Raw genomic sequence first — 12229 nt, 5'->3', positions numbered from 1 at the left:
ACGTTTCGGCAACGGCGGGAGGAATCCCGCCGTCGTGCCTCCCCACTGACCTCACGCCTGTACGTCGGCAAAACTCGCCGGTACACTGCGGAGTCATTTCCAGTCATAGCAACCGACAACGGCCAACCATGCGCACCAGTCAATTTTTGCTCGCCACACAGAAAGAAACGCCTTCCGACGCGGTCGTGATCAGCCACCAGCTGATGCTGCGCGCCGGCATGATCCGCAAGCTCGCCTCCGGCCTGTACACCTGGCTGCCCATGGGCCTGCGGGTAATGCGCAAGGTTGAAGCCATCGTTCGCGAAGAGATGAACGCTGCAGGTTCTCTGGAAGTGTTGATGCCGAGCACCCAACCGGCCGAGCTGTGGCAGGAATCGGGGCGCTGGGAAGAGTACGGCCCTGAGCTGCTGCGCATCAAAGACCGCCACGGTCGCGACTTCTGCGCGGGCCCGACCCATGAAGAAGTGATCACCGATCTGATGCGCAACGAGTTGAGCAGCTACAAACAGCTGCCGATCAACCTGTACCAGATCCAGACCAAATTCCGTGACGAAATCCGCCCACGCTTCGGCTTGATGCGTGGCCGTGAATTCATCATGAAAGATGCTTACTCGTTCCACGCTGATCAGGCATCGCTGCAGGTCACCTATGACCGCATGCACCAAGCGTACTGCAACGTGTTTACCCGCTTGGGCCTGAAATTCCGTCCGGTTGAAGCCGACAACGGTTCGATCGGTGGCGCCGGTTCGCACGAATTCCACGTACTGGCCGAGTCCGGCGAAGACGACATCGTCTTCAGCAACGGTTCCGACTACGCGGCGAACATCGAAAAAGCCGAAGCGGTGCCACGCGAAACTTCGCGCCCTGCTCCGACCGAAGAGCTGCGCCTGGTCGATACGCCAGACACCAAAACCATCGCGGCGCTGGTGGAAAAATTCAATCTGCCGATTGAAAAGACCATCAAGACCCTGATCGTGCGCGCCGAAGAAGAAGGCAAGTTGATCGCGCTGGTCATCCGCGGCGACCACGAACTCAACGAAATCAAGGCTGCCCAGCAACCTGGCGTGGCCAGCCCGCTGGTCATGGCCACCGATGCCGAACTGCGTGACGCCATTGGCGCCGGCGCCGGTTCGCTCGGCCCGCTCAACCTGCCGCTGCCAATCATCATCGACCGTTCGGTCGAGCTGATGAGCGACTTCGGTATCGGCGCGAACATCGACGACAAGCACTACTTCGGCGTGAACTGGGAGCGTGACCTGCCGGTTCCGACCGTCGCTGACCTGCGTAACGTGGTCGCCGGTGACCCAAGCCCGGACGGCAAAGGCACGCTGGAAATCAAGCGCGGCATCGAAGTCGGGCACATCTTCCAGCTGGGCAACAAGTACAGCAAGGCGATGAAGTGCGAAGTGCTGGGCGAGAACGGCAAGCCAGTCACCCTGGAAATGGGTTGCTACGGCATCGGCGTATCTCGCGTGGTGGCTGCGGCCATTGAGCAGAACAACGACGCCAACGGCATCATCTGGAGCGACACCTTGGCGCCGTTCCAGATCGCTCTGGTGCCGCTGCGCTATGAAACCGAGCAGGTGCGCGAAGCCACCGACAAGCTGTACGCCGAACTGACAGCTGCCGGCTTCGAAGTGCTGCTGGACGATCGCGACAAGAAAACCAGCCCGGGCATCAAGTTCGCGGACATGGAGCTGATCGGCATTCCACACCGGATCGTGGTCAGCGACCGCGGCCTCGCCGAAGGCAACCTGGAATACAAGAGCCGTACCGAGCCGGAAGCGCAAGCGCTGCCGGTCGCCGATGTGGTGTCCTTCCTTCAGGCCCGTATCCGCCGCTGAAACCAGATAGAGACGTCATGTTCAAGCGAAACACCTTAGGCCTCGGTGGCACCGCCCTGTGCGGTGCCCTGCTGGTCAGCGGCTGTGCCAATCACATGTCACAACGCAGCGAGCACGAAGAGCGGGTCGAGCGAAAATTGCTCGACCACAGCCTGCAGATCGATGTCGGTGAGCCTAAGGAGCTTGAGCTGCCGCAGCGACGCGTAAAGATCAACGAGCAGAAGACCTTCGAAGTCACCGAGTTCGAAGTGACGCGTCGCTACGATCGCTACACGCCTTACCAGCCTTGGCGGGAGATCTATGAGATTCCGCTGGGCGCGGTAGCCGTGGTGGGCGGCATCGGCGCCAACGTGGTCAATGTGTTCGCCCTCGGCAACTTGCCGGACAGCGTCACCAAGGACTGGCTGAGCTATGGTTTTGCCGGGCTCAACCCGTTCATGAACGCGCAGTCCAACGGTCGTGCGCAACAGAACCTGGCCGGCATCGATGAAGTCCAGCGCGACAAGCGTACGGAGTATTCGAGCCTGCCGTGGAGCGAACGCCCGGTGCAGGTCAAGGCTGGCAAACAGACCTTCGACATGACCACTGATCGTAACGGTGTGCTGCGCCTGAACCTGCTCGACAGTCCGTTTGCCGAAAATGACCTCAATCATGTCGGCAAACTGCAGATCAGCGTCGAAGACGCCAAGGATGACGTGCACTCTGACTCATCGCTGATGATCAGCAGTCATCTGCGCGGCAAGTTGCTGGAAGCGCACGGGCTGATTTATGACGACCTGGAAGACGACGAAGTGAGCCAGTGGGTGCACCGGGTCAAACGTCTGTCGGAACTGGGTCTGGAAGAAGAAGCCAGCGAGCTGGAACAAAGCCTGATCGAATTGACGCGCAACGATCCTGAGTTGCAGACCGAGTTTCTCAAGTCTTTGACCAAGGATGCCGGGCGATTGGTGGCGGATCCGGGACCGAATTAAAGCCAATCGCGAGCAGGCTCACTCCTACATTGGAACGCATTTCAATGTGGGAGCGAGCCTGCTCGCGAAGAGGCCCTGACAAACACCGCAAATCTACCGCTCAAACAACTCCATCTGCTCAAACCCGCCGCGCAAATCCTCCAGCCTTACCCCAACCCCCAACAACCGCACCGGTTTACCGCCGCGATTAAACGCCTGCGTCAGCATCAACTGATAACTGCCCAGATCCCGCCCCGCCCCGGCCTGCTCCAGTGTGGTCTGGGTGAAATCATGAAACTTCACTTTGACGAACGGCTTGCCCGGCCGATAACTGCTGTCGATCCGCGCCATACGGGTTTTCAGGGTTTCGAGCAGTTCGGGCAATTTATCCAGGCAACTGCGCAGATCCGGCAGATCAACGTCGTAGGTATTTTCCACACTGATCGACTGACGCCGGCTGTCGTTATGCACCAACCGATCATCGATCCCACGGGCCAGACTCCACAGTCGCTCGCCAAAACTGCCGAACTCGCGCACCAGCGCCAGCTTGTCCCACTCGCGCAAGTGCTGGCAGTCGACGATCCCCAGCTTGCCGAGCTTGTCGGCGGTGACCTTGCCGACGCCGTGCAACTTGCTCACCGGCAAACCGCTGACAAACTCCTCCACCTGATCCGGCGTAATAACGAACAGTCCATTGGGCTTTTTCCAGTCACTGGCGATTTTTGCCAGAAACTTGTTCGGCGCCACGCCCGCAGACACGGTGATGTGCAATTGATTGGAGACCCGCCGGCGAATGTCTTGGGCAATGCGTGTGGCACTGCCGCCGAAATGCGCGCTATCGGAAACATCCAGATAAGCCTCATCCAGCGACAGCGGTTCAATCAGGTCGGTGTAATCGCTGAAGATCGTGTGTATTTCTTTCGACGCTTCGCGATAGGCGTCCATGCGCGGCTTGACGATGGTCAGGTCCGGGCACAGCTTCAAAGCATGTCCCGAAGCCATCGCCGAACGCACGCCATAGGCCCGCGCTTCGTAATTGCAGGTGGCGATCACCCCGCGCCGGTCCGCCGAGCCACCCACCGCCAACGGCTTGCCGGCCAGACGCGGGTCATCGCGCATCTCGATGGCGGCGTAGAAACAGTCGCAGTCAATGTGGATGATTTTTCGCTGAGTCATGTCAGAAAAGGAAACGTGGCGAGCCGGATCGGCAGTATCTCACTGACACCTGTATATAGCACCAGTGGTATGAATGTTCTTTCTAGGCGGTAGGAAATGTCCTTTGAATTTATTTTATCAATCGACGAGAGGCATCCAATAGAGCTGAAAGCCTTGCGCCACCTGCCCTGCAGCAGGAAAAACACCCGACAAAAAGCGCTAACCGATTGAACCTCAACAGATTTTATCCAGATTGCGGGTTGACACCCCTGCGTTCCTCTGTAGAATGCCGACACACAGACGCGGGATGGAGCAGTCTGGTAGCTCGTCGGGCTCATAACCCGAAGGTCGTCGGTTCAAATCCGGCTCCCGCAACCAAACATCAAAAAAGGCTACTCGAAAGAGTGGCCTTTTTTGTGCGCGTCTGTTTTGTCGATTTCCTCTTTTTATAAAGAAGCGATCGCCAAACAGGAATTCTTTGCATTTCCGAAACTTAACGCACCACCTGCGACCGTTTGACGCGAATGCACACTTATTTGACCCTTTACGGGATTAGCGGTTGACACCTCGCCGTTCGCCTGTAGAATGCCGCCACACAGACGCGGGATGGAGCAGTCTGGTAGCTCGTCGGGCTCATAACCCGAAGGTCGTCGGTTCAAATCCGGCTCCCGCAACCAAACATCAAAAAAGGCTACTCGAAAGAGTGGCCTTTTTTGTATCTGTTGAAAAAGTCCTTTCGCAACAATGATCTGTCACTGTGCAGTGAACCGCTTGGGATCTTCAGAAGTCCTCACTTGCGACTATGCTTGAGTCGCAGGCAAGGCCTCTGCAATCCAGGAACTGCCCTCGCCGATACCCGGTGAGAGGCGTAGTATTTTGTGATTATTTTTTTCTACAGGGATTGGTAACTTGGCTGGATACCTCCATCCTGTCGCGCACAATCCAAGAGGTGATTGATGCGCGCCAACTCGTCTGATCCACAAGACACCGTCACAGCGGAACACCCGATCAAACCCGAGCGCCTGCGCTTGCTGGATCGGTTGAGCAAATACCGTCAGCCCATCGGGCTGGGGGTCACCTTGCTGTTGTTCGCCATTGCGCTGATTGCCTGTCGTCATCTGCTCGCCGAACTCGATCTCGATGCGTTGCACGACTCGATTCTTGACGTGCCGAAACCCGCCTTGCTCGGCGCCTTCGGTGCGACCGTGGTCGGCTTCATTATTCTGCTTGGCTATGAATGGTCGGCCAGTCGCTATGCCGGCGTGACCTTGCCGCCGCGCACATTGGCGCTGGGCGGCTTCACCGCGTTTGCGATTGGTAATGCGATCGGTCTGTCACTGCTGTCCGGTGGCTCGGTTCGCTACCGTTTATATGCACGACTGGGTCTGGGGGCGTCGGAAGTCGCGCACATGACCTTGTTCGCCAGTTTGTCGCTGGGCTGCGCCTTGCCGCCGCTGGCTGCACTGGCAACGCTGAGCGACCTGCCTGCTGCCTCTCAAGCCCTGGGTTTGTCCGAAGGTCTGCTCGGCACGGTTGCCGCTGTTGTGCTGGCGCTTGGCGCAGTACTGGCTATCGGCATCTACCGTCGGCGCCTGCCGGAACAACCGTTGCGCGACAACCTGCTGGTCAGGGTTGGCCGGCGCACGCTGCGCCTGCCGGGCCGCCGCCTGACGTTCCTGCAACTGATCATCACCGCGCTCGACGTTGCCGCTGCCGCTACTGTCCTCTATCTATTGCTGCCGGAGGCGCCGCCGTTCGGCGCATTCCTGCTGGTGTACCTGTTGGCATTGGCTGCCGGCGTACTCAGCCATGTGCCCGGCGGTGTCGGTGTGTTCGAAGCGATTCTGCTGGCCGCTTTCGCCGACACGCTAGGTGCCGCACCACTGGCCGCGGCGCTGCTGCTGTATCGCCTGATCTATGTGGTGCTGCCGCTGCTGGTCGCCTGCGTATTCCTGCTGATCAACGAAGGCCAACGCCTGTTTCAAACCCAGACCATGCGCGCGGCGTCCGGCCTGGCGGCACCGATTCTGGCGGTGTTGGTGTTCCTGTCCGGCGTGGTGCTGCTGTTTTCTGGTGCGACGCCCGAGATCGATACACGTCTGGAACACATCGGCTTTCTGATCCCGCATCGTCTGGTCGACGCCTCGCACTTCGGCGCCAGCCTGATCGGCGTGCTCTGCCTGATGCTCGCTCAGGGCCTGCGTCGGCGCTTGTCGGCGGCGTGGATGCTCACCACCATTCTGCTGCTGGTCGGCGCCCTGCTCTCGCTGCTTAAAGGTTTCGACTGGGAAGAAGCGACGCTGATGACCCTCACCGCAGCCCTGCTCGGTGTGTTCCGTCGCTCGTTCTATCGCCCGAGCCGCCTGACCGAACTGCCCTTCTCCCCCCTGTATCTGGTAGCCAGCCTCTGTGTGCTGGGTGCTTCGACGTGGCTGCTGCTGTTCGCCTATCAGGACGTGCCGTACAGCCATCAACTGTGGTGGCAGTTCACCCTCGACGCTGACGCCCCGCGTGGCCTGCGCTCGCTGCTCGGCGCTGCCGTGCTGTTGCTGGTCATCGCGCTGACCTGGCTGCTGCGCACCGCGCGCCCGGTCATTCACCTGCCGACGCCTGACGAGCTCGATCGCGCGGCGAAGATTCTGATGGCGTCGTCGCAACCCGACGGTGGCCTCGCGCTGACCGGTGACAAGGCGCTGCTGTTTCACCAGAACGACGAAGCGTTCCTGATGTACGCACGCCGTGGCCGCAGCCTGGTGGCGCTGTACGACCCGATCGGCCCCGGCCAGCAGCGCGCCGAGATGATCTGGCAGTTCCGCGACCTCTGCGACATTCACCACGCTCGCCCGGTGTTCTACCAGGTGCGCGCGGAGAACCTGCCGTACTACATGGACATCGGCCTGACCGCGATCAAACTCGGCGAAGAAGCCCGGGTCGATCTGCTTCGCTTTGACCTGGAAGCCAAGGGCAAAGAGATGAAGGACCTGCGCTACACCTGGAACCGTGGCACCCGCGATGGTCTGTCGCTGGAAATCCACGAACCGGGCCAAGCGCCGATGGACGAATTGAAAGTGATTTCCGATGCGTGGCTGACCGGCAAGAACGTGCGTGAGAAAGGCTTCTCCCTCGGCCGCTTCAGCGACGATTACCTGAAGCATTTCCGCATCGCGGTGATTCGCTTCGAAGGTCGCCCGGTGGCATTCGCCAACCTGCTCGAGACTTACAGCCATGACCTGGCCAGTCTCGACCTGATGCGTGCGCACCCGGACGCCCCCAAGCTGACCATGGAATTCATGATGGTCGGCCTGATTCAACACTATAAGAGTCACGGATACGCGCGCTTCAGCCTGGGCATGGTGCCGTTGTCGGGGTTGCAACCCCGGCGCGGTGCACCGCTGACCCAGCGACTGGGCTCGATGGTTTTCCGCCGTGGTGAGCAGCTGTACAACTTCCAAGGCTTGCGCCGCTTCAAAGACAAGTTCCAGCCTGACTGGGAACCCCGTTATATGGCCGTGCCCGCCGGACTCGATCCGTTGGTGGCGCTGGCCGACACTGCTGCCCTGATCGCGGGCGGCTTGACTGGACTGGTGAAACGCTGATGATTCAACGCTCCCTGAAGTACATCCTGGCCGCACTGATCGTGCTGGCCGTGATTGCCGGCGGCGGTTTCTGGTACCTGAAACGCCCGGCACCGGAACCGACCGTCGAACAGCTGACCCCGGCCGACGGCGCCGCCATGACCCGCATCATCCCCGGCACCAAGCCCAAGGCGCAGGTCCTGATAGCGGTCAACGACGACCAGAAACTCAGTGAAAAACAACTGACCACCCTGAGCCGCAGCGCTTCGGCGCAGATCGTTCAGGTGATTCTGCCCAAGGACTGCCTGCTGCAAAGCCGCGCCCTGCAATCGGGTCTGCGTGAACTGAATGGCCCCGCTACCTTGGTCAGCGGCATTGGCCCGGGCGCCGTATTGGCGTGGCGCTGGTTGTCGGAACAGAAAGATGACAAAGCCCAAGCCGTGTCCGTCGACCTCGCGCTGGAAAAGGGTGGCTGCACCCACCTGCTGCCGAAATCCGCCGCCCACGGCCACTGGCTGGTGGCGTGGAACGACAACCCGGACGACGCCAGCGCAGGTTTCGTGCGCGATCAACCGAACGCCGAAACCAGCATCAGTGACTACGACATCAACCTGCCGCAAGTGCTGAACAACGAACTGCGCAAGATCCTCGTCGGCGGCGACAAGGCCAACGGCGGTCTGGCGATCCCGGTGGTTGAAGTGCCGGCCGGTCAAGCCAAGGACACCGTGACCCTGTTCCTTTCCGGTGACGGCGGCTGGCGCGATCTCGACCGCGACGTGGCCGGTGAAATGGCCAAGATCGGCTACCCGGTGGTCGGCATCGACACCCTGCGCTACTACTGGCAGCATAAGAGCCCGGAGCAAAGCGCGCTGGACCTGACCGAACTGATGCAGCACTACCGGCAGAAATGGGGCACCAAGCGCTTCATCCTCACCGGTTACTCGTTCGGCGCTGACGTGTTGCCGGCGATCTACAACCGCCTGCCAGACACCGAGCAGCAGCGTGTAGACGCGATCATCCTGCTGGCCTTCGCCCGCACCGGCAGCTTCGAAATCGAAGTCGAAGGCTGGCTGGGCAATGCCGGCAAAGAAGCCGCCACCGGCCCGGAGATGGCCAAGCTGCCAGCGGCCAAGGTTGTGTGCATCTACGGTGAAGAAGAGACCGATGAAAGTGGCTGCACGGACAAGACTGCAGTCGGCGAAGCAGTGAAACTGCCTGGTGGCCACCACTTCGACGAGAACTACCCGGCGCTGGCCAAGCGCTTGGTGGACTTGATCGAGAAGCGTCAGAGCAAGGACTCGGTCGCCGAAGAGTGATCTGAGCCACGCCCACAAAAAAGCCCCCGCAACTTCACAGTTACGGGGGCTTTTTACATCTCGGACGATGAACCCATTCCCCTGTAGGAGTGAGCCTGCTCGCGATAGCGGAGTGTCAGCCACCTAGTTGCCAACTGACACACCGCTATCGCGAGCAGGCTCACTCCTACAAGGGAATTGCGCTGGTTTCAGACAACTCGTCAGTCTTGCTGGCCAAGCTGAACATCTATCCACGTGACATCATCGTCGCCAACGCTAATGTCGCTATCCGGCGCCGCCAACAAACTGCTTTGCTGCGCTTGCGTCAAGTCCGCCCAAAATCCATCAGTGACAAATACCAAGCGCTCAACAGTGTCCAGAGCACAACAAACAAAGTCAGGGTTCGGGACCCGATTGATCTTCAAGCATCGCGTTACCGAATTTCGCGCGGGGTCTTGCGCCAACTCACAGTGCGAACGGTCGCGCCGCCAATTGGCCTTGCAGTGAGGTGGCGTAATCCACTCGATGGCACCCGCCAACGTCACAATGCCGCATGAACAGTCTCCCTCGTATGCAACGGTAAGTCGGCCATGGGCGACCAATCCAATCAGGTAACAGATGGCTCCCGTCTGACCAGCAGGCAACGACGCATGAAAATCCGCAAGTATTGAACCCAATAGACGCTCAACAGCTGCGGGTTCTGCAGGATAGCTCCCCTGCTGCATCTGTGTGGAATGAGCCGCCAACATGCCGCTTACGAAGCTTTCAGCCAGCTGTCCACTGCCGCGCTTGGAAGTGCCATCCGTGACGACAAAAAAACCACCGTCCCCCTCACAGGTCGCTCCGGCATAGTCATTATTTGCCTTGCTGGCTCGCCCAGTGATTGATCGGGAGTGGTATCTCATGCGTTGGCCAGCGCTTTCATACGCCTGTGAATAATCTGTCCTCTGCCCGGATTCGCCTGCACCGAGCCTGAACTTTCGATCACGTAGCCAACCCCATCGAGCGCCATCAGTTTGTGGATTCCATCTGTGACGAACGCCTTGAGGTCGCTGTCAGCCTGGCGCACCTCCTCCAACAGCTCAGGCCGACCATCGATCAAGATGATCATGTCCTCGACATCCTTGTGATAAGGATCACCATTTCCCCGACCAGCGAAAGCTTCCAGTTTCGTCGCGAGAAAATACGCGGGCTGGAATATCTGGATGGCAGTGCCGCTGGGCAGGGTGAATTTATCCGCCCTCGCCAGCCCTTCGACGAACCAGCGGTTGGCATAGCCGAGCACTGCAGGGTCGGAAGGCATGACATCCACGACAACGTCATTGAAGCGAAAACGACAATTGACCTCGTCTTCCCCCGTGATCTTGAACCCCTTGACGGCCAGCCGTTCGGTGAGTTGGTTCCAGGCGCTGATACCGGCCAACTCGATCACAAGATCAACGTCATCAGTGAAACGAATGTCGTCCAGCACGGCTGTATCTGTGACCAGCATGGCTGTTGTGCAACCGCCAACAAAGGCAACTTCGGCGAGAAACGCCTCGCCCAAGCCCTCAGCCACAAACTCTATGAGCTCGTAATTGTGATCCGCGTTTGACGACATGTTATTTCAGCCCCATCCCTGCCTTCAGAATACTGATTGCCACACCACACTCACGTGGACCGCCCAGACGGATTGCATCAGCGAGTGCCAGATAGTGGTAAAGGATCCGGTCTTTTTTCACCGCTTCCGGCACTGTTTTGTAAAGTGGCGCTATCGCTTGGCCTCTCTCGGTTCCATGCGCATCGGGCCAGACCGGAATCAGACCACCCGCACTCTTGATGCTTTTGGACAGCGCAGGTGCCGCAAAGCCCGTCGGTATGCCACGAACCATCGCGCCTGGCTTGACCGGGAAGAAGTACTTCAGCGCGTGCTCGGTAATTTTCAGCAGTTCCCGGCGGTTCACTTTGGCAAGGCCGGTGTCGTAGTCATGGATGAGCAATCCGGATTCCCGGCATCGGGCGAGAGCATTTGAGACTTCGCTTTTGCTCAGTCCGAGAGAGGCAGACAGGGCACGCAGAGAATACCGATCACTCCAACTGGTCAGAGGTGTATCAGCTGCTGGTTCTGCCCATCCCTCCCAGCCTGACCCATCAGCGAAAGGCGAGTCGAATTCGCGGCGATGAAAGATTGCGTCTTCCCCATCAGTGGAATACGTGACCAATGGCTTCCCCACACTCTCCCCTGCGGTCATTCGGCTGACGACATAAGGCCTGAGCAGCTCTTCGACCCTGTCCGAATTCGATTCGGCCTCCATCTCCCCCAAGAGGTTCTCTTCCTGAGCGTGGAGACTGGCCATTTTGAACAAAAGTAAAATGTCTTGACTCTTCATTTAGCTCAAAACCTCAAGTGTCCACATTCCATAAAACGTGGACACTTGTCTCACTGCCGAGGTCGGGTCGTCAAGCCCTTGGGTCGATCACTAATCGCTGCATACCTTGCCCGCATATCGTCATGGCTGATTGCGCGGACCAAATCAAAGACGAGCAATCGTTCACTGGCCTTCTTTTCGATCCGAAGCTCCTCTGGTTCATCCTGTACTTCTTGTTCCGCTGATGCCGTCATACGTACCTGAATGCCTTGCACACGTCAGTTCGTGCGTGACGTTTAGTATCGTTTACTTCCAGTCTCGCAATATCAGATGACGCCCACAGACCTTGTAGGCAAACTCCGAAACTCTTGCTGGGGCGCTGTGCCGCTCTATTGCGCTGTTTTTCGACGGGATACTCTCCGGACGTCGCTGACCCATTCAGCGATCGGGCTTGGTAACCCGGTGGAATAAGGCGCAACAGCGCACCCGACACGACTCAGGCGAAATCCCGTCCGAGTCCCTGTGTTATGGCAGCTGTGCGTGGGACGCTTTCGGGCGTGCCGGTTTCCTTGATTCCCCGGTTTACCAACCTGCGCACAGCTGTCACCCATTCGCTTGGTATCGGATGCGGCAGCTCTCGAAATCAAGGGAACTGACCATGAACAATCCACCTGATCTTAAAACCATCGGCTTCACCCCTTTCCTCTACAACTCGGATCAAGCGTTCTTCAACGTCCGCGCCGGCATCCCGATCATCGATGCCTTGTCCCAATCCTCCGACCTGCTATCCCTCGCCAAATCCTTCGCCGAGGATGCAGCCTTCATCAAAGACACCGACCGCCATGCCTGGGCCGCGCATTATCTGACAGTGATGGGCAAAGCCTTGATTGATGATGTGATTCAGGCGTTGATGCCACGACCTACGCGGACGAAGACCGAGTCCGAAGAAGAATTGCCTGAAAGCCACTAACACCACAGAACCCTTGTGGGAGCGAGCTTGCTCGCGAATGCGGTGGATCAGTCACCATATGTCTCGACTGACACTCAGCCTTCGCGAGCAAG

9 protein-coding genes and 2 tRNA genes are annotated in these 12229 nt (G+C 58.9%); 7 read left to right on the top strand and 4 right to left on the bottom strand.

Annotated features, from left to right (window positions below; all coding sequences use genetic code 11):
- Positions 1-128: 128 nt before the first annotated feature.
- The gene (locus AB4O01_RS26650) at positions 129-1844 is read left to right on the top strand and encodes a proline--tRNA ligase (protein ID WP_093436373.1); all 1716 of its coding nucleotides are present in this window, start codon (positions 129-131) and stop codon (positions 1842-1844) included.
- 17 nt (positions 1845-1861) lie between these two features.
- Positions 1862-2815 carry a hypothetical protein gene (locus AB4O01_RS26645; RefSeq protein WP_093436376.1) on the top strand — a complete coding sequence of 318 codons (954 nt, stop codon included), beginning with the start codon at positions 1862-1864 and terminating at the stop codon, positions 2813-2815.
- Between the two features lie 93 nt (positions 2816-2908).
- Here AB4O01_RS26645 and dinB read toward each other — a convergent pair whose 3' ends face one another.
- Positions 2909-3970 carry a DNA polymerase IV gene (dinB, locus tag AB4O01_RS26640; RefSeq protein WP_095049107.1) on the bottom strand — a complete coding sequence of 354 codons (1062 nt, stop codon included), beginning with the start codon at positions 3968-3970 and terminating at the stop codon, positions 2909-2911.
- A 280-nt stretch (positions 3971-4250) separates the two neighbouring features.
- Between dinB and AB4O01_RS26635 the strand changes: the two genes are divergently transcribed.
- The 4 genes from AB4O01_RS26635 (at position 4251) to AB4O01_RS26620 (ending at position 8840) form a co-directional block, all read left to right on the top strand.
- Positions 4251-4327, top strand: a tRNA-Met gene (locus AB4O01_RS26635).
- Between the two features lie 222 nt (positions 4328-4549).
- Positions 4550-4626, top strand: a tRNA-Met gene (locus tag AB4O01_RS26630).
- 279 nt (positions 4627-4905) lie between these two features.
- Positions 4906-7545 (top strand): bifunctional lysylphosphatidylglycerol flippase/synthetase MprF, encoded by a 2640-nt coding sequence (gene mprF, locus AB4O01_RS26625; protein WP_093436385.1) that lies wholly within the window; start codon positions 4906-4908, stop codon positions 7543-7545.
- The gene (locus AB4O01_RS26620; protein ID WP_116254535.1) at positions 7545-8840 is read left to right on the top strand and encodes an AcvB/VirJ family lysyl-phosphatidylglycerol hydrolase; all 1296 of its coding nucleotides are present in this window, start codon (positions 7545-7547) and stop codon (positions 8838-8840) included. The genes mprF and AB4O01_RS26620 overlap by 1 nt, the downstream gene beginning before the upstream one ends.
- Positions 8841-9040: 200 nt before the next feature.
- Here the strand turns inward: AB4O01_RS26620 and AB4O01_RS26615 are convergent, their stop codons facing one another.
- The 3 genes from AB4O01_RS26615 to AB4O01_RS26605 are packed head-to-tail and all read right to left on the bottom strand — an operon-like array spanning position 9041 to position 11188.
- On the bottom strand, positions 9041-9724 hold the full coding sequence (locus tag AB4O01_RS26615) for a serine/threonine protein phosphatase (protein ID WP_460090040.1): 684 nt from the start codon (positions 9722-9724) through the stop codon (positions 9041-9043).
- A complete protein-coding gene (locus AB4O01_RS26610) occupies positions 9721-10419 on the bottom strand; it encodes a hypothetical protein (RefSeq protein ID WP_460090039.1) in 699 nt (232 codons plus the stop codon). Before AB4O01_RS26610 ends, AB4O01_RS26615 begins: the two co-directional genes overlap by 4 nt.
- Position 10420: 1 nt before the next feature.
- Positions 10421-11188, bottom strand: a complete 768-nt coding sequence (locus AB4O01_RS26605; RefSeq protein ID WP_460090038.1) for a MarR family transcriptional regulator — start codon at positions 11186-11188, stop codon at positions 10421-10423.
- Positions 11189-11825: 637 nt separating this feature from the next.
- On the opposite strand from AB4O01_RS26605, the gene AB4O01_RS26600 reads away from it, so the two are divergent.
- The gene (locus tag AB4O01_RS26600; RefSeq protein ID WP_460090036.1) at positions 11826-12137 is read left to right on the top strand and encodes a DUF3077 domain-containing protein; all 312 of its coding nucleotides are present in this window, start codon (positions 11826-11828) and stop codon (positions 12135-12137) included.
- The last annotated feature ends 92 nt before the right edge of the window (positions 12138-12229 follow it).

Source organism: Pseudomonas sp. S2_E02 (assembly GCF_054668355.1).
The sequence above is the reverse complement of the archived record's forward strand: the minus strand, read 5'-3'. Positions and strand labels throughout refer to the sequence as shown.